Raw genomic sequence first — 25,741 nt, 5'->3', positions numbered from 1 at the left:
CTCTTGCGCCGCCTTGCTGTCTGGCTCGGTTTCCTGCGCAGCCTGCCCAGCGACGACAGCATGGGAGAAGCCATAAAACGCCCGCCCATTCGGTCCAATGTGGCTCAGAAGTTCTTCATGCGACTTGATTCCCTTGATCTGTGGTCCTGACATAGGTCACGTAAAATCCCTTGATCGTCCGGTGATCCTGCAATCGGTCCCCAAGAGAAAATCCGTCTTTTCTTATGGGCGCCTGGAAAATGTCGAGCCCACGATCTAGAACGATCTTCCAGCCGGTATCGGTGGTGATATCCCGTGCATGTCCCGAACCGGTGCCGTCGAAGACCCACGTAAATTCGATGCCTGTGCCAACGCAGGCGTCGGCAATGGAATCCAGAAGCTCACGCTGCTTGGACACATTCCCGTCATCGGGTCCTGTCACCAGATGAATGTGGACCTGATCTTCTGGCGGCTTGCGCTGGATGACCATTTCGACGAATTCCATCAAATTCTTAATCTGGTAAAAATAACGGACATAGGGATCGGTCACCACGATCCTTGATGCGCCAGCAATATAGGGACCAAATATCTTGTCATAGCTGATGCCTTTGCGATTCTCTGCGAAGACATGATGGCCTTCAGAAAGGGATTTGACTTTCGGTGCTGGGCTGCTTGGCGCCGTAGCAACGGGACTCTTTTCTTGCGTTACATCGTCAGCCCGTTCGTCACTTTTCTCTTCGCTCTTTTCTTGTTCTTGATTTTTCGGATCCTGCGCTGGTTTCAGATGGTAGAATTGCGGATATTCCTCTTCCTCGACCGTCGTCACACCGCGTTTTTCGCCGTCGGAACCGATGTAGTGAAAATCCACTTCGGGATAGGTACTGTCGATCCTCGCGAGCTGATCCTTCACTCGTTTGCGGCTTTCCATGGCCAAGCGCAGCAATTCCTCGACTTCCGCTTCGGTCTGACTGCCATCAGGGAATATCAGCTTTAGAAGGCCGGACATGGTCTTGTAGATCGCATCTCGGTCTCGGGTCGAAATCTTCTGGCTGACCTTGAAGAACTGGTCAGGCCGGTTAGAGAAATCCTCGGACCGCAGGTGGCGCAGTATCTCGGCTAGGTAATCGACGATGAAGCCGTAGCCATTGGTGAACATCTCGCCCCGAATGACGTCGATCTCCCAGCCAGGCAGATAGGCATGCAGACGGTCGATAAAGGCTGAATCGTGGAACTGGCTCGGCAGCGCCTCGAAGAGATCACTATTCTTCAACATGAAGGGCACATTGTGATCGGTGTTGCCAACGAAGGAAAAGCTGGCCTCCGCCCCCATCGGGTTGACCCCGCGCGAGAAGGACTTGTTGGCCATGTAATTCTTCATGATGTCGACCAGCGCCTTGTTCGCGGTCTTTTCGCGTCCGGCGAATTCATCGAAGGCCACCACGTCCCAATAGCCGACCAGACCGATGCGGCCGTTCGAGTTGTTCACGAAGAGCTTGGGAATCGTGACCTCGCCTCCCGAGATCAGCTGACCGTGGGGAGAAAATTCGGAATAGATATGCGACTTGCCTGTCCCTTTCGGGCCTAGCTCGATCAGATTGTAATTGCGCTCGACAAATGGGATCATGGTATCAGCGCAAAGGCGGGCTTCACGCTCTTTTTCGGTGCCTTTTACGCCATAACGATAGGCGGGGTTGCAGGTGAGGGTGATCTCCTCGATCGGCACCTCGGGGGTCAGCTCGTCCTGCAGACCATAGGCGTCGATGAAGATGCGGTTGTTCTCTTCCTCCAGCCGCTGCATCTCGTCTGTCATGCCCTGCCAATGGGTACGCAGGCGGGCATAGGTGGTCTCCAGCGTTCCGGCCTGGTGATCAGGCGAGAGCAGCGGGAGCGTGGCAAAATCCCAGGAGGTTTCGTAGGCGTCCCAGTCGGAGCGAGCCAATTGAGTTAGCGCAGCCGAACCGCCCGATGGCAACTTTGCATTTGCAATCGGCAAATTCATAATATGGCCAATCTCAATCGATAGGCCCGGGCTCGTGATTTTAAAGGCTGCCTCTGCGGCCCGTGAATTCAACAGGCATAAAAGATCTTCGAGTGATTTTGGTCCGATTCGAATCAGCGCTGGACCTTTGTGGCCAAAAACAAAAGAGGTATCACCCGCTCTAAAGGCAGGCAGACCTCCGCCGATCAAGGACCACGTGATGTGATGCGAAAAGTAGGTCTCCTCGTTTCTGATTACGGATCTTTCAAATGCCTTCAAACGACGACCGTTGTCCTCCCAATCCACAAACAGGAAGTTGTTTCCATACCACTTCCTCCACTCGCCCCCTTTTGTGAAGGGAAACCAGCGAGAGTCCTCAGAAGCGGCAAAAACCGAAGATTTTCTTTTTGCAATTTCGAACCATTGTCGAAGAAAGGTATCATCTTCGGCTGTAGCCAAGCCTTGACGGGCCAAATAATATTGCGACAGGGGAGGTAAACTTGCGAACGCCTCTCTGAGATTTGAAGATATCCAATAAACTACGGGCGCCCCCGGGATCTTCGTAAAAATCTTAGTCGAAATCCGATATCTGATTGGTGATCCAAGGTCGCGGATAGCTTCAAGGAAATCGGTTTGCTTCGCCGCTTCTGACCTTCCATCCACCAATTTCAAGAAAGTGCCTTTGTATTCCATCGGTTGCCCTTTCCCAAGAACAAATGCGGTCGTTGAAACTACCGCACCACCAATGGAGTCAAAGGCGCGATCGCCGAGATGTGCCATGGAAATGATTGGGCATTTTGAAAGTATATTTGATCTCATACCTTCATAAGATGAAAGAAACATCCACGACTGCATGTTGATCATCCCAGTGAGTCCAAAATTTAAATTGAGTCTCACTGCGCGATCCATAAACATAGCAAAAAGATCATACTTACTATATTTGTAGTAATATTTGGCAAATTCTTGGAGTGGCCCGTTCATGCCTTTCCCACCCATATACGGCGGGTTAGCCACCACAACGTGATATCTCGGAGACAGTGCCTCGGCCATGCGCAGCACGGCCATGACACGTTCCTGCAATTCCTTCAGCAGCAGATCCCCGCTGAAATCCTGCGTTATAACCTCCCGTAGCGTCTCTGCCGTATTGCGCAGTTTCGGCACTACCAGCGAGCCAAAGTTCTTCGCCTGTTCGAACTGCCCCAGCGTCTCGCGCAGCTCGTCGGTGAACAGGTCCTTGCCCACTATGCCAGCCACGTCCCGCATCTCGGCGGGCGTGAAGCTCACATCCTGCAACACGCAGATGTAGGGCTTCGCCTCCAACCGCAAGAATCGCCGCCGCCCCAGCTTCGCGGCCGCCTTCATCGCCAGCGCAAAGGCCGCCAGTGCCCCCGCGCGGTCGTCGATCTCCACCCCCGTCAGGTTGTGCTGCAAAATCAGCGCCGGGATCTGGGCGGGGTCGTATCCTTCTTCCTCATAGATCGCGAAGAGCAGATCGAACGCATAGGTCAGCATGTGCCCGGATCCGCAAGCGGGATCGCAGAGTTTGATCTCCTCTGGCTTGCCGATGCGCAGGAAATCCTTCTCTGGCTCTTCGGGCGCGATGTAATAGTCCATCCGCTCAGCCAGCTTCGACCCCGGACGGTTGAGCAGCCAGAGGCGGCCCAGCGAATTTTCCACCAGATAGCGCACGATCCAGTGTGGGGTAAAAAGCTGCGTCGCGGCGGGGATGTTCGAGCGTGACAACCGAGAGGATGAAGCTGCCGAGTTGGTGACCCTCGCGGCTAAACTCAAAGCGCTAATGAAACCTGATGTGGCCCGTCGCGTTGAACCTGACCTTGAAGCCTTGTTGGAGGCCGAAGGTCTGGCAATGCGCCCAGGCCCCCGGCCAATGATCGACACCGATCTCGTCCAAGAGCTTCGCCAGGCGATGATCACATGCAGCAAGGTAAAATTACGCTACCGTAACCGACGGACCCGACAAGCCAACGAGCGAATTGTCCATCCTTACGCCTTCCTCCACGGCCATCGAAATTACCTGATTGCATGGCATGAGCACCCCAAAGCCAACAAGGTTGCGCTATTCGCGCTTCCTCACATTGAGGCTGTCGATGCTACTGGAGAGCCGTTCGTTCGGGATCCCGGCTTTCAATTGCAGGATTTCGCGGCCCGATCCTTCGGTCTATTCCAGGATGAACCGTTTCAGACCGCTTGGAAATTCGCGCCCGATGCTGCTGACGATGCCGCTGAATTTCTCTTCCACCCCAGTCAGGCCCAAGAGCGTCTGCCAGATGGTTCTCTGATTGTCAGATTCGTAGCCGCCTCCGAACTGGAAATGGCATGGCATCTCTATGCCTGGGGCGACAAGGTCGAGGTGCTGGAACCCCAGAAATTGGCCGAGATGGTGAACCCTGGTCGGGTAGCCTGGCCGGCTCTTCCTTGAAGTCCGCACTGGATGTAAGACCAACGAAAATTCTGCCGCCCTAAATTCAATCCGTAAAAATCGTATCCTTATCAAGGATCTGCAGCAGTCCCTCCATTTTCCGGAAAGTTGGAAGATCATTCATAGCGTTCAGAATGGTCGGCATGACGCATCCAGTTCGTGCGGTACTTCCTGGCCAGATCCTCATCCTGAATGATGATCAGGTTCTCAGCGTTCTTGTCCTGGGCGGCTCGCGTGAAATTGAAGCTTCCGGTGATCGCGCGTTGCCCATCGATGATGATGATCTTGTTGTGCGCGATGGCGTGACGGCGGTCAACCAACACCGTCGCTTTGGCGATGGACAACGTGTCCGCCGCTATAGCGCCCTTCTTTTCGCAATCTCCACCGTCGCGGCAAGTGTTCGATTTGTCGAGAATGACCCTGACATCAGTTCCGCGGCGCTTGGCGGCGGCCAGCGCCTTTACGATCTCGGGGCTGGTGAAGCTGTAGGCCTGCACCAAGACCTCCCTTCGAGCCGACGTCACCTGATCGACGATGATGCCAGTGCAATCCTCGCCAGGAGTGAAACACACTTGAGGGTCGCGTGCGATTGCTCCGGAGGTCGAGAAAAGCAGCGCCCCAAAAGCGGCGAAGGCGATCCGCCAGCCTCCCGATCGAATCCGGGCTTTTTGCATTCTCAACATCCCCCCTTGGTGTCGGCAAACAATATGTCGAGCATGTTCGGCGTTGTGGCCTCGTCGAAAGGCAATGGGCGGCATACAGCAATCGCCACCAGTCCGAGGCGAACCATCCGCTGGCCGGCGACCGTGCCTTCGGCGGCGGCGACCGTGACGGTTTCAAGCCCCTTTCCCAAGGCTTCCGCGAGCGCCGTTGTCAGGGCGTTGCCGACCGCGTCCGCCGCCGCCACAATGGTCAACTCCCGCAATATGCGCCTGAAGGTAACACTGAACCAGCATGCCCGAATTTGACACATCAGTGAGCTCATATAGGGCGAGCCATGTAAGTGCAGGCTTGGTGCCAAGATATTGGTGCCATGCCGATTATATGGAGCATGGCTCTCACACATAATTCAAGGTTGCCATGATGAACGACCAAGATGGTTCAAATAATAATATTACTGATATCCATCTGATACTTGAAGTCGGAGCAGATGGAGGTAGCATCATGCTCTTTGGGCGAAAATCAGGCCGTGGCTATTTGTTCACTGTTACAACAAATGAAGCGGCGCTACTGGACGACATTGAACACCACTCTGTACCCGCACGTCCTTGGGTTCCGTGGGAGGAAGCACTTCAGCAATTAGATACATACCCGTGGGTTCGGCTATACCCGCTTAGCGTACATCCGGAGTTCCAGTCTGCCGTGAAGGCCGCGCTGAAAGAGCGGGGGATATCAGGGCGTAGCAAAGCCATGCAAAATTGGGCTCCCGTCTTCCATGAGCATGGCCGACTCTCTTAAAGTCGGCCACACCATGAACGATTAGAACACCTTGAGGTTGACCGCGGAGGTCTTGCCCTTCTTGGGGTCGCGCTCTTCGTCAAAAGAAACCTTCTGACCGTCATTCAGACCAGAAAGACCGGCCCGCTCGACGGCAGAGATATGTACGAACACGTCGGCGCCGCCATTGTCCGGAGCGATGAAGCCGTAACCCTTGGTGCTATTGAACCATTTGACGCTGCCGTTCGGCATGAAGAAGTCTCCGATAGTGATCTGGCAGGTCACGCTCATCGCCACCTGCATCAAGATGCCGATCAACTCTGAATGTTGCTCTGGGCACAATTGACCCTGATACTCTTTGTCGGTTGGCGCTCAAAAGCAAGCCTGCTCGCGGCGATGCCCGGCAGGGCAATGCGCCACGCGAGACGAGGATGACCATAATGGCGGAAAAGACCCTCACTCGTTCCCATCTGAGCGAAGCTATCTACCAAGAGGTGGGGCTATCCCACAACGAGTCCGCCGATCTGCTTGAGTCTGTCCTGAGCCTGATCTCAGAAGCTCTGGCGAAAGGAACTCCTGTCAAAATCTCATCTTTTGGCAGCTTTTCCGTTCGCGCGAAGAAACAACGTATCGGCCGCAATCCAAAAACTGGTGAGGAGGTCCCGATCACACCACGCCGCGTATTGGTTTTCCGGCCATCCGCGATTCTTAAAACACGCATGAACCAAAAGTCTGCTTCGTGATCGCCAAAACCAAACCAATGGCCCCCTCCATAACGCAGGCTTGATCCGCAGGCTGCATCATGTCAGATGATCCCCATCATCACCTTTTTTAGGCATTGAGGCCGCATCTGGCCTAGCGCCTCTGACGCCCCTAGGGATCCCTGACATATGCCCGAATCCGATATGAAGTTCGCGACTGCGCGTCTCGTCTTCGCCTATCTGCGAGGCAATGCTCTGGATCTACCTGACTTAGCGGAACTGATCCGATCAACCCATGCCGCGTTACTAAGCGCTATTGAGCTGGATCCAAATCAGCCGAACCCTGTCGAATTGAAGCCTGCCATTTCGCCCAACAAAGCAATCAGCCCGGACCTGCTGATTTGCTTGGATTGTGGCAAGAGATTCAAATCGCTGAAACATCATCTCATGGTCGCCCATGGCCAATCTCCAGACGAATATCGTGCCAAATGGGGGTTGAATGCGGACTATCCCTTGGTGGCGCCGAACTACTCTCTTCGTCGCGCAGAGATTGCAGTGAAGACGGGCCTCGGCAGCAAGAAGCAGGCCGCCACCACGCCGGAGAGTACCACCATCAAATCTGAAATTGGAACACTTCGGCTGCCGGTGAAAACTCGGCCAGAGCCAGCTGAACTGGACTTGGCGATTAGCCCGGAACCGGAGAGAACCGAGGTCGAATCCGCGCCAACGTCACCTCAGACTTGGCATCGATATCCGGCATCACGCTGGTCGAAAACAGGGGCCTAACATCGGCTGCCATTTGGCACCCCAGTCCGATGGATCAGGCCGTCGTGCGCTATCTGACTACTGCGGATGCAATATCGGTGCGGGAGAAATCCTCCCCGACAAACAGCAGTGCACATCCCCGGTTCTTCGCCAGGGCATAGGCGAAGCAATCGCCCAAGTTCAGCGCCGCCGGATGAATACCCTTGCCCCAGCGGTCATAGGCGTCGGCCACCGCAGCTCCATCGGCCAGCGGGATGATATCCGCCCCCAGGCGGGCGATCAGCTTTTCCATTTCGGCCCGCCGTCCACGCCGCGCAGCCACGATCAGGGCTTCCGCCTGAGTGGCGGAGGACAGCAACACTTGACGCGCCTCGGCCAGGACCGTGATGCAATGGAGGCCCGCCTCCTCGCCGAACAGAATGGCCATCAACGCCGACGTGTCCACCACCACAGTCGCCGAATCGCTCACTGGGGCAATCCCTGCTCGTCATAGAGAAAATCCTGGCTTCGTGCCGCAATATCCCCATTCTCCGGCCGGGCGCTGCCGAACATCTCCTCCAGCAAGGCACGCCGTTCCGTCCTATCGGGTCTGACATGGGCGGGGACCAAGCGCACCACGTCCTGGCCATGCCGGGTCAGAACAACCTCTTCACCCGCCTCGGCCCGGCGTACCAGGTCCAGCAATTGTCCCTTGGCGTCGCTGACACTGACCTGCATTGGGCCACTCCATTGGTCCATTTTCTGCTTACGCCCATAGTGGTCCACTGCTATGGACCAGGTCAAGGGAATCACGCGGCACTGCCGCCGCCACGATCTTCAGAGCGGTGATTTCAACCTCATCAGGCGCACTGGCTTTCGCCGTCGGATAATTGAGCATGCTTGGAAAGCCACTGGCGTGCCTCCTCGCAGCCTTCATCAGCAGATTCCTGGATCCACCGCCTTGCTTCCTCAAGGTCCCGATCAACACCATCACCATCCCAGTAAAGGAGGCCAATATGGTATTTGGCGATCGACTGCCCCCTTTCGGAAGCGGTTTTCAGCCAAGCCATTGCGGCCTTAAAGTCACGCTCGACCCCATTGCCTCTCAGAAACATCATGCCGATGAGAAACGCTGATCGGGGTTCGCCCTGCTCAGCCGCCAAGCTGATCCAGTGAGCGGCTTCCCCATAGTCATGCGCGACGATCTCCCCAAACAGATAGGATTCTCCGAGATAGACCTGGCCGAGAGAATCGCCAGCTTTGGCCGCTGTCTTAAAGCAGCTGAGGGCTTTTTGAGCATCCTGTGCGGTACCAATTCCCTTTCTGTATAGATCACCGAGGAGAGCAGTCGCGCGGGTCAACCCTTGAATGGACGCGAGCCGCAGCCATTTGAAACCGCTTTCGCGCTCGGCTTCACCTTCCCGTCGATAGGCATATTGAATGCCAAGAGCCAATTGGGCTGGGGCATATCCGGTCTGAGCCGCCTTTCCGTACCAAACTAAGGCCTCTGCCTCGTCCTCTTCGGCACCTTCTATCCCGTAGAAAAGCGCCTCTCCAAGGCGGTACTGGGCCGCATTCAGTCCCCCTTCGGCGGAGCGGCGAAACCATCTGAGGGCTTCGGCATAGTTCTTAGGCGCCTCTTTCCCGCGGATGAAAACTAGGCCGAGATTGTACTGGGCAATCGCATCGCCTTGGTCGGCAGCGAGCTTTAGCCACTTAACCGATTCTGCCCCGTCTTTCGGAACGCCCTCGCCCTCAAGATACATGACGCCCAAAATGGATTGAGCCGTCGGGTCTTCTCGCTCCGCGGCCCTCAAATACCAGATCGCGGCCTGAGCCGGATCGGCCTTGATGCCGCGGCCATAGCGCAAGCGCCGAGCCAATTCCAATTGAGCGCTGTCGTGATCCATCTCGGCGGATCTGCGAAGCCACTTGATGCCTTCTGGCTCGTTTACTTCGACCTCGTAGCCCTCAAGAAGGAGCTTGGCCATATGGTAAGCGGCGCTTGAGCACCCTGCCTCATAGGCATCGGCCAACATGCCCATCCCGGTTGCGACGTCCTTGTCACATCCCTCACCGCGTATGGCGATCAAACCAAGAATGCCCTTTGCACTCGGCTCACCATTTCCTATGGTTGGTTAGGCTTTGATCCCTTGGTTCACGACTGCGGAAAAACCTCTTGACACGATGGGAACGAATAGAGAACATGGGGCATTGTCTTCAGGAGATCCCGCTATGGCTCAGTCCGTTCTGTTTGCCGTCGATTACAATCAGGCTCCGTTCTGCATCGTCCGCGCTGGCGATTTCCGCCAAGCCGTTAAGGTGGCCTCGTGCTTTCTGGCCATGCCTGTGGCTGGGTCAGATGAATGGCGCGGCCCCACCCCCGATGAAGTAGCCAAGCTTCGGGCTCGTCGTCCCATTGATAAGGAGCGATATGCCTTTGCCGTGATGCAGACCCAGTTCAGCGCAGGTGGCGAAGTTGAATTGTCGGCAATTCCGTTGGGACGCACAGCCTAAACTAGGCCGGGCTGGCATTGTCGGACAGAATCACCTCGCCGATGAGGTATCCGGCCAGCTCAACCTCGGTGGCCAAAGAAGACGTGAGCGTCCCGCCGCGTTCTCGCCCTGGGAAAGGGCCACGCGCAGCATCCCGATGAGGCGTTCGAAAAGATCGATCGCACGCAGGGATGTGGGGCCTTCCTCGGGTACGGAAGGCATCGACGAATGGCTGGCATTGAGCGCCTGAGCATCATTCTGAGTACATTAGCTTCTCAACAACATCGTACAAGCTGGGCACGTTGGCCTGCCCCTCCTCGAGAGGAGCATAATAGTGGCCAAGTGGGTCGTAGGTCAGCAACACGCGTCCCAGCGGTCCGTAGTGCTGCTTGACAAGAAGAAGATCGACCCGAGCTCCGACCGCCTCAAGAGCATTGAGCCATCCAGAGTGACGAGCCTTGAAGCATGTCATCCTCTCACCCGCGTCAGGGTCATGGGCGGGTTCCATGCGTTCGAGCACATAACGGAAATGATCGAGCAGAATGATATTGTCGAAGGCTTCAGTGAATCGCTTTCCAAGGTACGTGAGACCGCCCAAACACGGTTCGGCAGCAAGAATGATCTGCCTCGCGTCTGTTCCAAGGAACTCAATTTCCTGCTGCAAATTGGTGGTAATGAAGATGTGGATTCCGGTTTTCCGCGCCGCTGCGGCGAGCAGTCGAGCAATAGCGAATGGCTTCTTCCGTCGGTCGCAGGCCTCTGGAGGGGTGCCGTAGAAGAAGTCGGCCCCGTCGATAATTATCAGTGGGATCGGCCGACACTCGCAGTAGCGGTATATCTGCTCCACCATCATCGGAATCGACAGAGATGGATCGTCGATCACATAAGTCGATGCCAACGTGCAATCAAGACGCTGTTTGTCGCCGCCAAGCCTATTTGTGGTTCGGTTGCCAAGCACTCGAGCGGGCAACTCCTGGGAAAACACGAGGATAGTCGGTGGCATTGCACCCGAATCCCTTCCATCAACACCAGGAAAGGATGTTAGGCGGTTATATTCTGCGACCTGACAGGCGAAATCGACCTTGTCGATCGGGCGATGGCCTGCGACCAAAGTGATTTCACCAGGCCGGAAGCCAAATGTTAGTGTATCCAGTTCGTGGAATCCGGACCTAATCCGAAATTCATCCTTCTGAGCACTGACCTTCGACAGTAGACTTAAGCATTCCAGTTCGCACGTAGTGTTCATGTTGGCTGAAACCTTCTGCGATGATCGGAACCTATAGGGGGGATCGAGCAATGGTCACCCGAAGCGGGAAATTCTGCTGTTGTGCATTTGACACGGCGTCTGCAGCCTTTTCTTTAGCGATTTCGTGCGTGGTGGTCATGACGACGGCCTGGCCATCCTCATGAATGGTCAAAGCCGTCCATTCGGCGAGCTCCACACTCATCCGAAAGTCGTCGATGAGGATGAGAACAACGAAAAGATATGGGGTGATGTCGTCATTGATCATCACCACGTCGAAAAGTGTAGGAGCACCATCTTCTTCCTGCTCCCCATCAACAGATTCCATCAATTCAATGGTCATTGTAATTTCTCCTTCCGGCTCGACGGGCCAGACACAGCGCAAGCGCTCCATAACGTAAAAACGAGCAATCCTGTGTAATCACAGCACATCTAATGCCGCATCACGCGTGACCACCGGACAATCCGTCGCAATGCGTTTCGCATGCCCCGCTTGCCGCGGCCATGGCCATCTAGGGCGCAGCTACGGATGGCGGTGAGCAGAATGTCGAAAAGGACCGGGTCGGGATCGTTGCCAAGAAAGATGTCGTGCCAGCGAGGAAGGGCCCTGGCAGGGCACGCGTCCCACTCGACGTCTCCCTGCGCCTCCATGCTGGCAACTAGCGCCATGATCTCATCCTGAGCGGCCTTCATCGAATCTGCCGGGACCGGATGCATAGTCCCCAGCGATACCAGGAGGCTTCGACGACACGAGCCTGAGAGGACTGACAGAAAGCGAGATAGAACGGCCGGACCGGATCCGTATAGGGCCAGTCTTATTGTGCGCCCGTCAGCCCTTTGCCAGATGGCCCACGCCGTCTGAGCGCTTACCCAAGAGAGACGCTCGAAGTTGGCGTCTGGCCCCGCTGAATGCTTCATGGTTTGGCTCCGGCTTCCATGCCCGCGAGAAGTTGCCTGCGCGAGAAGGGGACGCCAAGAACGGCGAATTTGGGGCCGTGAATTTTAGACGAGCCGGTCATTGCGATTGTCCTGAACGGCAGTGTGTCGGTGCTTGTAACTGGCCATGCCGCGGCTGCGCTTGACCACTTCTGTGAAATTGAAGCATTAGTGCGCCAAATATGGTCGTACAGCTGCCTCGCCCTCCCCCTTGGTACCTAAGTGGGTGGGCAAGACTGGCAGCTGCCATGCGCCTCGATTACGGCTCGTGCCCGATCCAGAGCGAGTGGGTCTCGACTACAATCGGCAAAGATCATCCGATCGAGACATTGCTCTTGGTTGAGAAGCTCCAGATCCCAGAGCAGGGGCGCGGCTACCAGCCAGACGAAATTCTGCCGCATGTCGATCCCTCGGGCTTTGCCCCCTTCCCAGCAGGTCGTACCAACGCGCAACAGCCGACCCCGCGTTGCTTCATCGAGCCGCCCCCCGAGTGCGGTACGGAAAGCGTCAAAAATCCCATCATAGCCACCGGATCGATCATGATGGGTCAGCCAGCGGGGATGGTGGTGATACGTGACCCAATCGAGAAAGGCCCAACTCCTAGCCCCGACCGTCCAACCACCTGTCCAGGAGCCTCCCTGCCTTCGGGGCTGAAGCAGGACGTAGTTAATGCCCATATATACCACCACCGCAGACATCGCCCCCTCCACACCATACTTGCCGATTCGGAGATTGCACGCTCTGCACGTCAGGAACGGACGTCCTAACACTCAATCGGCCTGCCAAAATCTCTCTGAACGAAATGAATCGCTAGGATCAGGGGTTCATGGCCGCCTTACAAACGCTGCATTGACGCACTTCGCCCGACAGTACGTCCATATCTGGCGCATTGTTAGATCAGATTGGCTGCCGGCCAAGACGGAGAGCGTCAATGGGAATCCAATATCAGTACTGGCTAATTGCCAACTATTGCGCAAACGTTCTGATCAACGGAAAGCAGGAGCATTCGCTCTGCCATCAGATGCTTCGCTGGATTCAGGAAAACCATCAAGAGATTGGCTGCGAATTCTCTTTTCAGGAAGACAATGTAGATAACATTTCAGTTCGGCACCGTCGCGGACGGTGCCGGCCACCTGAGAATTCTCCTGTGCAGAATAGCCAGATCTGGAATGAAGCCGTTCAAGAGTTGAAAGGCGTCCAGAGTATGACGCCTACATATCAGGCGTTCGACAATAATCTCAAACTTCTCTGCGCCTATTTTGGGCTCGAGGATATCGAGCGCAAAATTCTTGAACTATCGTGCTACTACCGGATCTTCCCGATGATGAAGAATCTCTGGGACGATATTAACGCCATGAACAGTCGTGGTGACAACCATCTCATTTCTCTGTTGCTCGGCATAACCCCGATAGAACTTGAGAAATGGCTTTCCGGTAACGCGTCACTACTGCGCCTTGGGCTGCTCAGCAACCGCATGCAATTCAGCGCCTTCTCCTTCTCGGCCGTGGTCGCCGACGGTCTAATTGAAGCCCTGATGCCACCCGCCATAACCGTAGAGGACTTTTGTAGTAGACTGATTGGTCCGGCAACGGTGCCCACCTGTGAGTGGTCAGATTTCGATCACCTTGTCGCGGAACGCGACATGGCCTTCCGCCTTCTCAAAGGGGCGATTGGCCGGGGCGTCAAAGGGATCAACGTCCTGGTCTACGGCCCTCCCGGCACAGGCAAAACCGAGTTTTGCAAGGTCCTTGGTGCCAAGCTAGGGGTGCGGACCTACACGGTGGGCGAGGCCGACGGTGAAGGGGGCGAACCGGATAGGTCTGCGCGTCTGGCCCGTCTCCGCTTGTCCCAAAATCTCCTGGGCGCCAACTGCGAGAACCTGATGCTGTTCGACGAGATGGAGGACCTGCTGGGTGGAGCCGGTCCCGGCTATCACTCCCTATACCGGCACCGCGAGCGGCGGGACTACTCAAAAGTCTACCTCAATCGGCTGCTCGAAGAGACGCCGATCCCGACCTTGTGGACCTGCAATGAGGTGGATGGATTTGATCCCTCGGTTCTAAGGCGGATGACCCTAGCCATTGAAATCCGGACCCCACCGCAGAAGGTCCGGGAGCGGCTGTGGTCGGCAACCCTGAAGCGCCATGACCTTGAAATTGGGCCGGACAAAGTACGGACGTTGGCCAGCCAGTTCTCCGTCCCCCCTGCCTTCGCCGCCAATGCAGTTCGCGCCGCCAAGCTCGCCGGTGGTTCAGAGGATGATCTCCGGCTTGCGCTGCGCCTATCTGGCAAAGTTATGGGGGGCGGCATGGCCCCTATCCCCCCCCAGCCCCACTGCGACCATGAGTTTGCCTTGGATCTCGCCAACGCCGATCACCCGCTCGACCGTCTGGTGCAGCGGTTGGCCAGTATCGGCCCGAAAAGGGGCGTCTCCCTGTGTCTGTTCGGCCCTCCCGGCACCGGCAAGAGCGCATTTGCCCGCCACCTCGCTATGGCCATGGGCCTGCCGGTCTTGCAGAAGCGTGCCTCCGACCTCTTCAGCAAATGGGTTGGTCAGAGCGAGGCCAATATCGCCCGCGCCTTTGCAGAAGCCCAGGAACTCGGGGCCTTCCTGATCTTCGACGAGGCGGATTCTCTCTTGGGAGAACGGGCCGGAGCCCAACGCTCATGGGAAATCAGCCAGGTCAACGAGATGCTGACTTGGATGGAAAGTCACGAATTGCCGTTTGCCTGCACGACCAATCTTGCTGATCGGTTGGACAGTGCCAGCCTGCGCCGGTTTACCTTCAAGATCCGCTTCGATCCATTGACGCCGGAACAGATCCGAACCGCCTTCACCGTCTTTTTTGGTATTGATGCTCCGGCTGCTGTCTCTCGGATTTCGCCACTTACTCCGGGGGACTTCGCAGTCGTCCGCAGGAAAGCCGAGCTCCTGGACCTTCTAGACGACCAAGGCGCGCTTTTGGCTGCGTTGCGATCCGAGGCCGAAGGCAAACCGACTTACAGCAAGCCCATAGGATTTATGTGATCCGAAGTGAACAGGAGGGACTGACGATGTTCACGGTCTACATTTCTCGCGGCCGCGGCGGCATTAGAATGAGTTCACCAGAAACCTTTGACTCTGTCGAAGCGCTCAAGAATGCACTGACCGCCGAGGGGTATAAAACGTATCGTTTCACCAAGCCGTCCCCATTTGATTCAACAAATGACGTATACAGGGAAGGTGAGATCGCCATCATAACAGATGATGATCTTGATTTCTGCCGCAATAAAGGGTGTGAAATCATGGTCCTTAGAATCTAGGCTTCCAATTGCAATGACATTGCACGCCATTTCATAATGGAAACACCCATACCAAAATCCAGCTATTGGAATATGGCTGAAAATTATTTTGCATTAGTTTTAACTCATGCGCTTTGCGTATCCCACTATTACTCATTTCCAACAGAAGGCTCATCCATTTGGCTGGTCGAACGTTCGGCGCCCCCATCCACTCTTTTGCCACCTCCGCATCGGCAGTGTACGCAACAATTGCACCGTAAATAGGGTCCGGAATTACTGGTGCTGTAGCGTCAAGACTACCATGGAACTCTACCACTGATTGTTTAAAATTTTTCATCCGACCAATATCGGCTATTATAGATTTGGCAGACTCCTTACGGGGATAAATCCGCTTTGCCTCAATTAGATAACTTTCCTCAGCGCCGCGGGCCAGCATAATATCAATTTTGTCTTTCCCATTAATCGGGATCTCAGCATAAACATTATATCCCTTGGCCCCCGCCATGCGACAGATATGCGCCGTAATGTTTCGCTCTGCGATGTAGTTATACGTTATGTTGTTCGATCCATTTCGCTTTGCCGGAACGCATGGCATCCATATTTGAAGTGAATCTTTTAGAGAAGCAGAGGCATCACTAATTAACTTGTCAAATTCAATGAAATTTTTATTTTTGAGGCATTCCCCATCTTGATTCTTCCCCATGACACGGCTCCAATACATATTATTAATACTTATTGCTGCAGCCACCTTCATATCTCGACGGCTGATCCTAAAAATTTGGCGCTAGTTCTTCGCTAGTGTCAAAGGCATAAAAACGCCAAAATTGTAAATTCAATAACCCCGCTTACAAGGCAATTCGCGCATTATGGCCTACATCATTCCCTCCGACATCAGCGCCGCAGCCCTGGCGGGGGCCCATGGCCCAGAGCTCGAAACCCTGGCCGGGCTGAAGACAGCGCTTTCATCCGACTACACCGTCTATCATGGGGTCCACTGGAGCTACGATTACCGGGGCCAGATCCGCTTTGGAGAGGCCGATTTCGTCGTGGTCAACCAGGCCGGCGAGATGGTGGTGATTGAGCAGAAGAACGGGCGATTGGAGGATACCGCGGAGGGCCTGATCAAGGTGTACGGCAACACCCGCAAGGATGTTCAAAGCCAGGTTCGCCGATCCGTGGAGAACATCCGCGAGAAGATGAGGGCCGCTTCGGGATCGCCGCCGCCTTCCATCGATTATCTCATCTATTGTCCCGATCACCGTCTGGTTCGGCTGAATGCCGTGGGGCTCGATGTCAGCCGGATCGTCTCCGGAGCAACCCCTGCCGATCTGGCGGGCAGGATCAGGCAGATCCTTCCACCGGGAAGCAAGGGGGGCGCGACAGAGAACGTGCATGCCTTTCTGCGGGACGCGTTCCAAGTGGTCGCCGATGTCCACGCCCATGTGAAGGCGCATGAGCGAAGCTATACCCGGCTGATCGGCGGAATTGCCGACATTGTGGATTCCATCGAAATGGCGCCTCTGCGCCTGCGGTTGCGCGGAGCGCCGGGATCGGGCAAGACGGTTGTGGCCCACCGCCTTTACGAACGAGCTCTGGCGCGGGGCCGCCGGCCCCTCATGGTCTGTTTCAATCACCCTCTCGCCGAGCGTCTTGCCGCCTCGGTGTCGCCGGGCGGACGCGTGACGACTTGGCACGGGCTCTGCGTCAACTTTCTGGCGGAGCGCGGTCTTAAGCCGAACTTCGAGGACGCTGCGCGCAATCGGTCGTTCTGGCCGGATCTGGCCGAATTGATCATTGCCGAACCCGTCCCCGACGCCTGGCGCTTTGATACCCTGATCGTAGACGAGGGACAGGATTTCGAGCCCGGCTGGATCGACATCCTGCACCTCTTCCTTACCGATGCGGCCGACATCGTCTGGCTGGAGGATCCCGCCCAGGAACTGCGTGGTATTGGACGCAACGAGCTTCCGGGATTTGTCGGACTAAGTGTTCGTACTAACTATCGCACGCCGCAAAGCATTGCCCGCTTCGTCAAAAGGGCCCTGGGCGCCGATTTCGTCGCCGCCAACGACCTCCCCGGTCTGGGGGTGGGGGTCAGCACCTATGGCCTTGAGGACGAGCAGGCCGTCCACCTGTCCAGGATCGTTCCTGCCCTGGTGCGGCAGGGCTTCGCCCCCGATCAGATTGTCATCGTAACCCTGAAGGGGGCGACCACTTCGGTTCTGAGTCAGATGACGCGCATCGGAACCCACGAGGTGTCCCATTTTACCGGGGCCTATGGAGATGATGGCCGGCAGGTCCGCAGCCGGGGCCTCATCCGATTTGAGAGTGTGCAGCGGTTCAAGGGACAGCAGGCGCCTGCGGTGATCGTGGTCGACGTCAATCCCGCGTCGGACCCGAACAAGGCTGAGCGGCATCTGCGCCAATTGTTTTCGGCCTTCACCCGCGCCACCATCCGACTCGAGATCCTGGCGCAAAAGGACAACCCGATGACGGCGCGGCTTCTGGGATCGTTATGATCGCGGCCTTCCGTCCGATCACGGCCCGGTCAACTCAGCGAGAGCCGGCGGGCCAGGGCACCTGACCGGATGGCACGATCGTCGCCGCCGCCGTCAGATGCGCTTCCTGGTCATCGAAGAAGATGTCCGGGCGGATCGCCTCCAACACGGAAGCCTTGTCGACGCCACCGAGGAACAGGGCCTGATCCACGGTCACCCCCCAGTCCCGGAATGTCCGCAGCACCCGTTCATGAGCGGGACTGCAACGGGCGGTCACCAACGAGGTCCGGATTCTTACCGGCAGATCGTTTTCCCGAGACTGGAGCAAGGCCAAGGTTCGCAGAAAAGGTGCGAATGGCCCAGGCGCCAGGGGAACGTGGGCATTTAGCCGCTCGTGCTCGGCGAAGGCAGCCAGCCCCTCCCGCTGGTAGATGATCTCCGAAGCCTCGGAAAACAGCACCGCGTCACCGTCGAAGGCGAAATGGATCTCATCGATATCGGGCATCGGACCGTCCGGCGGATCATAAAGACGGGCGGCCGCGATTCCATCGCTGACCGCCAGGCTGACGTCCGGCGCGTGGCGGGAAAGAAACAGCTGAACGTTAAAGGCCTTCAGCAGGGAAGGAAGTCGGTGGCCACTGGTGAACGCTGCCCGCTTTATGGCAAGCCTGTGATGCTCGATCGACCGGAACACCCGGATGGCGACGTCCGGGGAATTGCGGGACACGACGACGACCTCGACCAGGGGGGCTTCGAGCCCCTCGTTGATCCGAAGGAGATTGCGCACCAGGCCGAATGCCGTGCCAGGCTCCAAGATGACGTCGTCTCGCTCTGCCTGGTATTGTCGATAGGCCCTGACCCCCTCTTCATCGAAGACGCGGTTCTCCGCCTCGAGACAGAACAACGCCCGTGAAGAAATTCCGATAACCAGTTTGTCGGCCAGTTGATACACCGCTTCCCACTCCCTCCCCTCAATCCGCGACGGCGGGGCCGCCGCCCCGAAATGTCGTGCCGGCCACGCGCCCTTGCAGGGGATGGGCGGAAATGAAGTCCTTGGTCATCTGGTCTATGGCCGTCAGCAATTCGGGCGGTTCCAGAACCCTGATGGCCCCTCCCCAGGTGAAGAGGTGCCAGGCCATTTCGACAAGACCACCGGCCCTGAAGCGAAGGAGCAAGGAACCATCGGCCTGCTCCTCGAAACTCTGGGAGGGGTGAAACAGAAAGTCCCTGGCCTCGGCCGCCGCCTCGGCCGCCACGTGCCAAAGCACATCGACGGGCTCTTCCTGGAATACGGCGAACGAATTCGCCGCATAGGCCTGCAGGCTGAAGTCCGCCTGACGCTCGAATATGGCATCCTGCCGGGTGACCTCACGAATATTGGACAGACTGAACAGGCGGAAATCCGCAACATCGGGATGCGGATTGTAGGCCAGCAGGTAATGCCTGCCGCCATACAGAAATCCGTAGGGCCTAACATTGTGTTGGCTTTCCCGGCCGGAGGACCTGGAAACATGGCGCAGGATGACTTCCTCGCATCCTTTAATCGCCTCTCTAAGCTCGGCCAGGACCTTGCCGTCGATACGTGGCTTCGGCCCAGGCCTCAGCACCAGTCCCTCGGCCTCCATGAGGGCATCCAGGTCAGGATCCATCCGGCGACGATCATCGGCCCGCAACAGGCTGCGGAGCTTGACCGACACGGTGTCCAGCATGGCGGCCTGGTCATCGCGCCCATCTTGGCGAAAGCTGGTGGCCGCCGCATGCAGGGCCGCCAATTCATCGGCAAGCACCGGAATGGGTGAAATGGCCCGGCTTGAACGAATACGCCAGCGTTTGAGGCCATCGCCCAGGTGGAACTCCTCGACCTGGGGGAACACTTCCCGAACGGCGTCGCGCATGCGCTCGGCCGTCCGGCGGCTGACCTCATAAGTTTCCATGATGCCGGTCAGGGACACCCCTTCGGCGTTGCCCTGCATTTCGAGGGCAAGACGCAACAGAGCTTGGCTCTTTTCGTATCGCATCGCTGACTGCACCTGCGGATGGGCTTGTCACCATGTGTCGACCGCCCCAAACCGCATCTCCTCTGAGAGAGCAATCCTCAGAGCGGGCTACGTCGAAAACGGTCGTACTTAAGTACCATCGTTTCCCATGGAGGAGTATGGAAACCCGTCTTGGGAGGTTGCCAGATGGTTATGTCATAGATGACTGCAACAGCATGCAGCTGTGGAACCGAAGAATGTGGGGCTTTTGAGGCTTCACCTGCCGCGCCCATATTTGACGTACAGGCAATTTATGTTCCACCTTCTCGACTAATTCTGCCTTAGGAAAATTGAGCCTGACCCAAAAGTGGGAAAGGGTGACGTCCATGGGTTAAGAGCCGTAGCGAGAGCATTGGCATCCCGACAGTGCCAGCCACGTCAAGATCGTATACAAACGCAGCAGCAGTCGGCAGAACACCGGATTGAACGGCCAGGAGGACACCAATGGTTATGCTCTCGAAGTCCAAACTCCTGGCCTACCGGCAATGCCACCGACGCCTCTGGCTTGAACTGCACCATCCCGAATTGTGCGAGAATTCAGAAAGTACCCAGGCTCGATTTTCAGCGGGACACCGGGTCGGGGATATTGCCCGTAAGATTTATGATCCGATGGACAATGGGGTCTTCATCGATGCCCGGGTCGACGGATACGAAGCGGCCTTTGCCAGAACCCAGGCCCTCCTGGTAACTCCTCAGCCCATCTTTGAGGCAGGATTTCGAGCCGAAGGGGCTCTGGCCTTCGCCGACGTGATGTTGCCGATCCCCAACGGAGAGACGCTGAACTGGCGTATGGTCGAGGTCAAGTCATCGTCCAAGGTCAAGGATTACCATCGTGACGACGCCGCCGTGCAAGCCTTCATCGCGCGCAGCGCCTGCGTACCGCTCACGGCCATTGCCGTCGCGCATATTGATACCGAATGGGTCTATCCAGGTAACAACGACTATAGCGGCCTGCTGAAGGAGGTTGATCTTACAGCCGAAGCCTTTGGCCGAGGTGCCGAGGTCTCGGAGTGGATATGCGAGGCCAAGACGATTGCCGCCGGACAGAACGAACCCTGCATCGCCACGGGAGACCACTGCTCCAAACCGAATCCATGCGGATTTCTATCGCATTGCCAAGCCGAAGAGACGCAGGCGGCAGAGCCCATCGCATGGCTCCCCGGCAGATTTAAGAAGGAATTGAAGGCGCATATCAATGCTAACTCGGTCACGGAAATGCGCGATTTGCCTGATGATCTGCTGACGGACATTCAGCGCAGGGTCAAGGTGGCCACTCTGTCCGGGCAGACCTATTTCGACCGTGATGGCGCGGCACGAGAACTGGCCAATTACATGCCGCCGGGGTATTTCCTTGATTTTGAGACTATTTTGTTTTCCGTTCCCCTCTGGAAGGGCACGCATCCCTACCAACAGATTCCCTTCCAGTTCAGCGCCCACCACCTCTTGCAAGATGGAACTCTCTGCCACCACGAATTTGTCGATCTTTCCGGAGACGATCCATCGGAGGCCTTGGCCAATGACCTGATTGACGTCTGTGGGACAGTTGGCCCAATCTACGCCTACAACGCGACTTTTGAAAAAGGCCGCATCGAGGACCTAGCCCAGCGCTTTCCATCACTGGCCACCCCCCTGAAGGCCATGGCCCATCGGCTCGTCGATCTTCTCCCCGTGGCCAACAAATATTTCTATCATCCTGACCAGCACGGGAGCTGGAGCATCAAGGCGGTTCTCCCTGCCCTTTGTCCAGATCTGCGTTATGACAAGCTTATCGGTGTTCAAAATGGCGGCATGGCGATGGAAGCCTTTATCGAAGCCATTTCGCCCGAAACGCTGCCATCCCGCAAGCAGGAGATCAGGGCTCAACTGCTGGCATATTGTGCGCTAGACACCTACGCCATGGTTCGCATGTGGTCCGCATTCACGGGAATCACCGTCCCTCAGTGAAGGCAAACTCTCCCCATTCCTGCCTTCAGCAAATGTACGGTCAGCCGGCAGAGACACATGTCATCCCGCAGCCAATACAGCCCCCTCCCAATGATTGCCCGACCTACACGTCCGATTCTGTCTACTTCATGCCTTACTCTGCCCTTTGATTGGATCGGAAACCAATGGCCCGAGACACAAAAATTTATCGCCATGAATATTGGGGCCAGCGACAAACGCTTGGCGGCGGCTTAGTCCCGCACTTCATCCGTCTTCTAAAATATAAGTGAAGAATGAGGCTGCTCCCTTTATTTTGTCCTCGATTTTGTCAATTCGTCGTGAAGAGCTTTATCGTTTTCCTGTATAACTACAAGATAATCGGCAAGGTTCTCAAATATTTTCATGACGTCATCCGTATTTCCCGGTCCCTTATCATTGATATGCCTGACGGCGCTCGCAATAGATAGTAATGTATTATATACAACTCTCGTCTCATCTGAGTTCATGGCGACGCTCTCCTATAGTAAGCATACCGTCAGATAAAATTATCCCACCATTTGGTAGGCCGACAACCCCTATCCGCTTAGTTCCCTGTATTCAAGTCGATCCATAAAGCGGAGCAGATAGAAAACCGCTGAAGCCACCCTATCGCTCCATTACATAGGTTCCCGGCGCGTCGCATAAAGGTTTGTCGGTTTTGCTTCCCATTGGAGGTACCGCGAGCTTCTCGCCAGAGTGTGCCGCCAACCACTGAGCCCAATCGGCCCACCAACTCCCTTGCTTCGCGACAGCCCCCGCCAGCCAATCGTCAGGGGTGGCTGGCCTGCTTGTAGAGTCATTGGTCAAATGCCCACCCTTGGCCTTGGCCGGAGGATTTATCATGCCGGCAATATGCCCACTGGCAGCGAGGACATAACGGACATCACCTCCAGTCAACCGCGTGACCTGCCACGCCGCTCGCCAGGGAACGATGTGATCCTTCTCTGCCCCCACCGCATAGATATCTTGGGTGATCTTCCTGAGGTCGAGCTTTTCTCCCAGTAACGTGATGGCACCGGGTTTGATCAGATTGTTTTCGATATAGGTGTTCCGCAGGTAGAAGCTGTGCGCAGCCCGAGCCATGCGGGTTCCATCGGCATTCCAATACAAGAGGTCAAATGCCGGTGGCTTTTCCCCCATGAGGTAGTTGTTGACCACCGCCCCCCAGATCAGGTCATTCGGGCGCAGCATATTGAACATGTCGGACATATGCCGACTGTCGAGATAGCCGCGCTCCAACATCTGCTTCTCGATGAACTCGATGTGCGGCTCGTCCATGAAGACAGCGGTATCGCCGACTTCGGTGAAATCTTGCATGGAGACCATCAAGGTGGCCGAGGAGAACCGATCATCACCCTTGGCCGCCAGGGCGGCCAAAGTCATCATCAACAATGTGCCGCCGATACAATAGCCCATAGCGTTGATCTGCTTGGCGCCGGTAATCCGGCGGACCGCGTCGCTGGCGGCGATCGGTCCATCCAGCATGTAGTCATCGAGTGAGGTTTCCTCCAATGAGGCATCCGGATTTTTCCAGCTGACCATGAACACCGTAAATCCCTGGTCGACCAGGTAGGCCACGAGGCTGTTCTTGGGCTGGAGATCGAGGATGTAGTACTTGTTGATCCATGGCGGCAGGATCAGCAGCGGCACCTCATGGGCTTTTTCACCCTTGGGCGCGTACTGGATCAATTCGATCAGCTTGTTTCGGAAAACCACCTTGCCCGGCGTCAACGCAAGGTTCCGGCCAGGCGCGAAGGCTTCGGTATCGGTCATGTTGAGCCGACCGGCATCGAGATCGGCCAGCAACTGGCGCATTCCGTTGGCGACGCTTGTTCCACCGGTTTCCATGGCCTTACGCAGTGCCGCGGGATTTGTTGGCAGGAAGACGGTTGGGCTGGAGGCGTCAATCAACTGGCGCAAATGGAATGCGAGCCGCTGTTTGTCGCTGCCTTCCAGGTCGGCCCTCTCCGCCTGTTTCAGCAATTGCTCCGATAGCAGCCCATAGGTCTGCTTCATCATGTGAAAAAATGGGTTTTGCTCCCACTCCGGAGCATCAAACCGCCGATCGACTTCACCGCCAGGTGCCTTATCCCGGTCAGTCACCGGTGATGCTTGGCCTGACCAACGGGCGATGGCGGCCGTCCAGGTGTCTGATGCATTCTGCCAAAGCTTGAGCGTCAGTTCTCGAGCTTCGTCGTTGGCTCTCGCGGGGTCTTCTAGAGCCTGGGCCGAGACTGTGGAAACCGCCTCCACAATGGCGGCCATATCCAAGGGCAATAGTTTTGACAGCGGATTTGCCTGCCACATTTGGCTGGCAAAGGCCGCGAGGGGAGCGACTGCAGCTTGATATGGCGGTTCAGGCTTGTCAGGTTGGTGAGGTTGCTGATCCGCGGGATTCACCGGGCTCTGCGTGCCGATGTCCTCCGGCACCGTAGAAGCTGATTTAGGCTTCAGCTTCGGCGCCAGCTTGGGCTTGGGGCTCGCAGCTGCCGCAACCTTCTGGGCAGGCCTGGCACGGGACTTTGGCTGCGAAACCTTAGCTGGCTTCGAGGAGGGCTGGGCTGGCGAGAGTGATGCAACGGTAGCCTTTCCGCCCTTTTGCCCTGTGGCCTTCAGCGGGGCCTTGATGACTAACTCGGGCTTTGGTCCTGGTGCGACACCTTCTTTGGGGTGATCGGCAGAACCGGCTTTGCGCTTCGTGGCCATCAATGCCTCCGTAGGTGGCGTTTATTTGAACATATCGGAATAGAGATCATTGTCCTCAACAGTCTGCCTTTTGGCAGGCTGTGGCCGAGGTTCGAATTTCGGTCGGCGGAATGAGCTGACCACGTCCCAAACCTTGAGGAAAAGACTTTCGCGGCCATCCAGGATGTTGCTGTCCTGCTTATGCCAGTGGACTTCGCCCAAATTCGGTTTAGCCGAACCAAGTGACGACGCAAGCGCGGTAGGCGCCAATGCTTCGCTGGCAGATGGCACCTCCTCCGGGGGTTCGGCGCTCAGTTCTGGCTGAGCAGATTTTTCCACATCCGGTCGCTTGCGCGATGCTGCCTTGGATCTGGTCCTGGTGCGTTTGGGAGTTGGGACGGAAATGGCTGCGCCAGCGGCGCATGTTTCTGCAACCTCACAGCCCTGCTTCACGCATTTCTTGGTGGCCACTATCTACGCATCCTGCCCAAGTGCTGAACCGTTAGGTTTTATCAGATCCACCCAGGGTTTTGGCCAGTTCATAGGCCTTCCGGCGCACACTCTCGTCGGTGATGCTGTAATAGGCCCGTACCAGCTCCAGGGTCTCGCGCTTAGCCATGGGATCGCGTTCGTCACCCGGACTGGCCGCAGTTGTCACGGCTTCACCCTTGATCACCGCCGCCGGGCTACTGGACTGAGCGTCTTCGCCCATGTCATCGAAGAAAAATGATACCGGCACATCCAGAACTCGGGACAGATCGAATAGACGGCTGGCGCCAATGCGGTTGGCGCCCCGTTCGTACTTCTGAACCTGCTGGAAGGTTAGGCCAATGGCCTCTCCCAACTTCTCCTGGCTCATACCGAGCAGGGTCCGGCGAAGTCGCGTGCGAGCGCCAACATGGACATCAATGGGATTGGCTGAACCATCTTCCAACCGGCCGCGAACAGATCGTTTGGTGGTCTGAGCGCCGGATTTTGATTCTTGATGTGTGGCAGTGGGCTTCTTGGCCATGGCGCTACCTTTCGTTTATTGGATTGAGTCCAGTATGGCCTCATTGGGGAGATGGCTCAAGCCAGCCGTACCTGGCTATCTTGATCCCGACGGCTGCTCCAGATATCGTTTCCATGTGGTCCATCCCCCAGATGAAGCGGCCACAATTGGGTGGGAGGCCCCTTATCCCCAATCCCACCCAGCGAAGATCGGCGATGGAGCCTTCGACAGCCGCCATCGCCGATTTAGCCTTCAGCCAGATCATGCCTCGTAAGGTCAGATAACTTTTGACGCGATCCTGGCCACCTGCAGAGATTTTCGGCACATCACCGC

At 56.5% G+C, this 25,741-nt stretch carries 26 protein-coding genes; 10 read left to right on the top strand and 16 right to left on the bottom strand.

All coding sequences use genetic code 11. The features are described 5' to 3' along the window. Positions 1–115: 115 nt before the first annotated feature. Positions 116–3,700: a BREX-1 system adenine-specific DNA-methyltransferase PglX gene (pglX, locus tag CCC_RS22625; RefSeq protein WP_201773324.1), complete on the bottom strand. Its 3,585-nt coding sequence runs from the start codon at positions 3,698–3,700 to the stop codon at positions 116–118. Between pglX and CCC_RS20580 the strand changes: the two genes are divergently transcribed. Then, positions 3,684–4,397: a helix-turn-helix transcriptional regulator gene (locus CCC_RS20580; protein WP_082036724.1), complete on the top strand. Its 714-nt coding sequence runs from the start codon at positions 3,684–3,686 to the stop codon at positions 4,395–4,397. The genes pglX and CCC_RS20580 overlap by 17 nt on opposite strands. A 116-nt stretch (positions 4,398–4,513) precedes the next feature. Here CCC_RS20580 and CCC_RS20575 read toward each other — a convergent pair whose 3' ends face one another. Then, complete coding sequence (locus CCC_RS20575) at positions 4,514–5,071, bottom strand: phospholipase D family nuclease (RefSeq protein ID WP_052473431.1); 558 nt, start codon at positions 5,069–5,071, stop codon at positions 4,514–4,516. A gap of 2 nt (positions 5,072–5,073) precedes the next feature. Beyond that, positions 5,074–5,382, bottom strand: coding sequence for a DUF697 domain-containing protein (locus CCC_RS20570; RefSeq protein WP_160295552.1), 309 nt, complete (start codon positions 5,380–5,382; stop codon positions 5,074–5,076). A 95-nt stretch (positions 5,383–5,477) separates the two neighbouring features. Here CCC_RS20570 and CCC_RS22285 point away from each other — a divergent pair, with 95 nt between their 5' ends. Next, positions 5,478–5,855, top strand: coding sequence for a hypothetical protein (locus CCC_RS22285; protein ID WP_152619831.1), 378 nt, complete (start codon positions 5,478–5,480; stop codon positions 5,853–5,855). Positions 5,856–5,876: 21 nt separating this feature from the next. Here the strand turns inward: CCC_RS22285 and CCC_RS20565 are convergent, their stop codons facing one another. Further along, positions 5,877–6,086 carry a cold-shock protein gene (locus CCC_RS20565; protein ID WP_041043035.1) on the bottom strand — a complete coding sequence of 70 codons (210 nt, stop codon included), beginning with the start codon at positions 6,084–6,086 and terminating at the stop codon, positions 5,877–5,879. Between the two features lie 113 nt (positions 6,087–6,199). Here CCC_RS20565 and CCC_RS21885 point away from each other — a divergent pair, with 113 nt between their 5' ends. After that, on the top strand, positions 6,200–6,577 hold the full coding sequence (locus CCC_RS21885; RefSeq protein WP_269078897.1) for an integration host factor subunit alpha: 378 nt from the start codon (positions 6,200–6,202) through the stop codon (positions 6,575–6,577). A gap of 147 nt (positions 6,578–6,724) precedes the next feature. Further along, positions 6,725–7,321, top strand: coding sequence for a MucR family transcriptional regulator (locus tag CCC_RS21880; RefSeq protein WP_152619830.1), 597 nt, complete (start codon positions 6,725–6,727; stop codon positions 7,319–7,321). 49 nt (positions 7,322–7,370) lie between these two features. On the opposite strand, the gene CCC_RS20560 is transcribed toward CCC_RS21880, so the two are convergent. The 3 genes from CCC_RS20560 to CCC_RS20550 all read right to left on the bottom strand — a co-directional run bounded on the left by CCC_RS20560 (position 7,371) and on the right by CCC_RS20550 (position 9,372). Next, positions 7,371–7,769: a type II toxin-antitoxin system VapC family toxin gene (locus CCC_RS20560; protein WP_009867818.1), complete on the bottom strand. Its 399-nt coding sequence runs from the start codon at positions 7,767–7,769 to the stop codon at positions 7,371–7,373. Beyond that, on the bottom strand, positions 7,766–8,017 hold the full coding sequence (locus tag CCC_RS20555) for a type II toxin-antitoxin system Phd/YefM family antitoxin (protein WP_009867820.1): 252 nt from the start codon (positions 8,015–8,017) through the stop codon (positions 7,766–7,768). The genes CCC_RS20560 and CCC_RS20555 overlap by 4 nt, the downstream gene beginning before the upstream one ends. Before the next feature lie 122 nt (positions 8,018–8,139). Further along, the gene (locus CCC_RS20550; RefSeq protein ID WP_152619829.1) at positions 8,140–9,372 is read right to left on the bottom strand and encodes a tetratricopeptide repeat protein; all 1,233 of its coding nucleotides are present in this window, start codon (positions 9,370–9,372) and stop codon (positions 8,140–8,142) included. 142 nt (positions 9,373–9,514) lie between these two features. Here CCC_RS20550 and CCC_RS20545 point away from each other — a divergent pair, with 142 nt between their 5' ends. Then, positions 9,515–9,796 carry a hypothetical protein gene (locus CCC_RS20545; protein ID WP_041042973.1) on the top strand — a complete coding sequence of 94 codons (282 nt, stop codon included), beginning with the start codon at positions 9,515–9,517 and terminating at the stop codon, positions 9,794–9,796. 232 nt (positions 9,797–10,028) lie between these two features. Here CCC_RS20545 and CCC_RS20540 read toward each other — a convergent pair whose 3' ends face one another. The 3 genes from CCC_RS20540 to CCC_RS23045 all read right to left on the bottom strand — a co-directional run bounded on the left by CCC_RS20540 (position 10,029) and on the right by CCC_RS23045 (position 11,936). Then, a complete protein-coding gene (locus CCC_RS20540; protein ID WP_082036722.1) occupies positions 10,029–11,021 on the bottom strand; it encodes a P-loop NTPase family protein in 993 nt (330 codons plus the stop codon). 31 nt (positions 11,022–11,052) lie between these two features. Continuing rightward, a complete protein-coding gene (locus CCC_RS20535; protein WP_041043031.1) occupies positions 11,053–11,361 on the bottom strand; it encodes an ATP-dependent Clp protease adaptor ClpS in 309 nt (102 codons plus the stop codon). 89 nt (positions 11,362–11,450) lie between these two features. Continuing rightward, positions 11,451–11,936: a FliG C-terminal domain-containing protein gene (locus CCC_RS23045; RefSeq protein WP_082036721.1), complete on the bottom strand. Its 486-nt coding sequence runs from the start codon at positions 11,934–11,936 to the stop codon at positions 11,451–11,453. Positions 11,937–12,202: 266 nt separating this feature from the next. On the opposite strand from CCC_RS23045, the gene CCC_RS20525 reads away from it, so the two are divergent. The 3 genes from CCC_RS20525 (at position 12,203) to CCC_RS20515 (ending at position 15,257) form a co-directional block, all read left to right on the top strand. Then, positions 12,203–12,721, top strand: a complete 519-nt coding sequence (locus CCC_RS20525) for a hypothetical protein (protein WP_041042966.1) — start codon at positions 12,203–12,205, stop codon at positions 12,719–12,721. Positions 12,722–12,885: 164 nt separating this feature from the next. Next, positions 12,886–14,982, top strand: coding sequence for an AAA family ATPase (locus CCC_RS20520; protein WP_082036720.1), 2,097 nt, complete (start codon positions 12,886–12,888; stop codon positions 14,980–14,982). Between the two features lie 26 nt (positions 14,983–15,008). Further along, positions 15,009–15,257, top strand: coding sequence for a hypothetical protein (locus tag CCC_RS20515; RefSeq protein WP_041042964.1), 249 nt, complete (start codon positions 15,009–15,011; stop codon positions 15,255–15,257). Positions 15,258–15,288: 31 nt separating this feature from the next. On the opposite strand, the gene CCC_RS22280 is transcribed toward CCC_RS20515, so the two are convergent. Next, positions 15,289–15,939, bottom strand: a complete 651-nt coding sequence (locus CCC_RS22280; protein WP_152619828.1) for a hypothetical protein — start codon at positions 15,937–15,939, stop codon at positions 15,289–15,291. Between the two features lie 163 nt (positions 15,940–16,102). Here CCC_RS22280 and CCC_RS20510 point away from each other — a divergent pair, with 163 nt between their 5' ends. Beyond that, positions 16,103–17,755 (top strand): ATP-binding domain-containing protein, encoded by a 1,653-nt coding sequence (locus CCC_RS20510; RefSeq protein WP_009867676.1) that lies wholly within the window; start codon positions 16,103–16,105, stop codon positions 17,753–17,755. A 34-nt stretch (positions 17,756–17,789) separates the two neighbouring features. On the opposite strand, the gene CCC_RS20505 is transcribed toward CCC_RS20510, so the two are convergent. Together CCC_RS20505 and CCC_RS20500 are read right to left on the bottom strand one after the other, a co-directional pair. Continuing rightward, positions 17,790–18,686, bottom strand: a complete 897-nt coding sequence (locus CCC_RS20505) for a 5'-nucleotidase (RefSeq protein ID WP_041042962.1) — start codon at positions 18,684–18,686, stop codon at positions 17,790–17,792. Positions 18,687–18,705: 19 nt separating this feature from the next. Further along, complete coding sequence (locus tag CCC_RS20500) at positions 18,706–19,725, bottom strand: helix-turn-helix transcriptional regulator (RefSeq protein ID WP_236686429.1); 1,020 nt, start codon at positions 19,723–19,725, stop codon at positions 18,706–18,708. 489 nt (positions 19,726–20,214) lie between these two features. Between CCC_RS20500 and CCC_RS20495 the strand changes: the two genes are divergently transcribed. Then, positions 20,215–21,714: a DUF2779 domain-containing protein gene (locus CCC_RS20495; RefSeq protein ID WP_041042960.1), complete on the top strand. Its 1,500-nt coding sequence runs from the start codon at positions 20,215–20,217 to the stop codon at positions 21,712–21,714. Positions 21,715–22,338: 624 nt separating this feature from the next. On the opposite strand, the gene phaC is transcribed toward CCC_RS20495, so the two are convergent. From phaC to CCC_RS20485, 3 genes are read right to left on the bottom strand one after another with little or no spacing between them, the layout of a single operon-like run. After that, positions 22,339–24,438: a PHA/PHB synthase family protein gene (gene phaC / locus CCC_RS20490; RefSeq protein WP_201773323.1), complete on the bottom strand. Its 2,100-nt coding sequence runs from the start codon at positions 24,436–24,438 to the stop codon at positions 22,339–22,341. Positions 24,439–24,459: 21 nt separating this feature from the next. After that, positions 24,460–24,888 carry a hypothetical protein gene (locus CCC_RS22275; RefSeq protein WP_152619827.1) on the bottom strand — a complete coding sequence of 143 codons (429 nt, stop codon included), beginning with the start codon at positions 24,886–24,888 and terminating at the stop codon, positions 24,460–24,462. A gap of 31 nt (positions 24,889–24,919) precedes the next feature. Further along, positions 24,920–25,429, bottom strand: coding sequence for a helix-turn-helix domain-containing protein (locus CCC_RS20485; RefSeq protein WP_041042957.1), 510 nt, complete (start codon positions 25,427–25,429; stop codon positions 24,920–24,922). Positions 25,430–25,741 lie beyond the last annotated feature (312 nt).

This window comes from Paramagnetospirillum magnetotacticum MS-1 (assembly GCF_000829825.1).
Classification (GTDB): Bacteria; Pseudomonadota; Alphaproteobacteria; order Rhodospirillales; family Magnetospirillaceae; genus Phaeospirillum; species Phaeospirillum magnetotacticum.
This window is presented reverse-complemented; position numbering and strand designations above follow the sequence as displayed.

What these genes read in the sequence shown, in the direction of transcription:
- CCC_RS20520 (WP_082036720.1), top strand. Translation starts at nt 12,886, where the DNA reads ATGGGAATCCAATATCAGTACTGGCTAATTGCCAACTATTGCGCAAAC.
- CCC_RS20525 (WP_041042966.1), top strand. Translation starts at nt 12,203, where the DNA reads ATGCGCCTCGATTACGGCTCGTGCCCGATCCAGAGCGAGTGGGTCTCG.
- CCC_RS20555 (WP_009867820.1), bottom strand. Translation starts at nt 8,017, where the DNA reads ATGCAGGTCAGTGTCAGCGACGCCAAGGGACAATTGCTGGACCTGGTA.
- CCC_RS20570 (WP_160295552.1), bottom strand. Translation starts at nt 5,382, where the DNA reads ATGAGCTCACTGATGTGTCAAATTCGGGCATGCTGGTTCAGTGTTACC.
- CCC_RS20580 (WP_082036724.1), top strand. Translation starts at nt 3,684, where the DNA reads ATGTTCGAGCGTGACAACCGAGAGGATGAAGCTGCCGAGTTGGTGACC.
- CCC_RS21880 (WP_152619830.1), top strand. Translation starts at nt 6,725, where the DNA reads ATGCCCGAATCCGATATGAAGTTCGCGACTGCGCGTCTCGTCTTCGCC.
- CCC_RS20510 (WP_009867676.1), top strand. Translation starts at nt 16,103, where the DNA reads ATGGCCTACATCATTCCCTCCGACATCAGCGCCGCAGCCCTGGCGGGG.
- phaC (WP_201773323.1), bottom strand. Translation starts at nt 24,438, where the DNA reads ATGGCCACGAAGCGCAAAGCCGGTTCTGCCGATCACCCCAAAGAAGGT.
- CCC_RS20535 (WP_041043031.1), bottom strand. Translation starts at nt 11,361, where the DNA reads ATGACCATTGAATTGATGGAATCTGTTGATGGGGAGCAGGAAGAAGAT.
- CCC_RS20495 (WP_041042960.1), top strand. Translation starts at nt 20,215, where the DNA reads ATGGTTATGCTCTCGAAGTCCAAACTCCTGGCCTACCGGCAATGCCAC.
- CCC_RS22285 (WP_152619831.1), top strand. Translation starts at nt 5,478, where the DNA reads ATGATGAACGACCAAGATGGTTCAAATAATAATATTACTGATATCCAT.
- CCC_RS20575 (WP_052473431.1), bottom strand. Translation starts at nt 5,071, where the DNA reads ATGCAAAAAGCCCGGATTCGATCGGGAGGCTGGCGGATCGCCTTCGCC.
- CCC_RS20540 (WP_082036722.1), bottom strand. Translation starts at nt 11,021, where the DNA reads ATGAACACTACGTGCGAACTGGAATGCTTAAGTCTACTGTCGAAGGTC.
- CCC_RS22280 (WP_152619828.1), bottom strand. Translation starts at nt 15,939, where the DNA reads ATGGGGAAGAATCAAGATGGGGAATGCCTCAAAAATAAAAATTTCATT.
- CCC_RS20485 (WP_041042957.1), bottom strand. Translation starts at nt 25,429, where the DNA reads ATGGCCAAGAAGCCCACTGCCACACATCAAGAATCAAAATCCGGCGCT.
- CCC_RS23045 (WP_082036721.1), bottom strand. Translation starts at nt 11,936, where the DNA reads ATGAAGCATTCAGCGGGGCCAGACGCCAACTTCGAGCGTCTCTCTTGG.
- CCC_RS20515 (WP_041042964.1), top strand. Translation starts at nt 15,009, where the DNA reads ATGTTCACGGTCTACATTTCTCGCGGCCGCGGCGGCATTAGAATGAGT.
- CCC_RS20545 (WP_041042973.1), top strand. Translation starts at nt 9,515, where the DNA reads ATGGCTCAGTCCGTTCTGTTTGCCGTCGATTACAATCAGGCTCCGTTC.
- CCC_RS20565 (WP_041043035.1), bottom strand. Translation starts at nt 6,086, where the DNA reads ATGCCGAACGGCAGCGTCAAATGGTTCAATAGCACCAAGGGTTACGGC.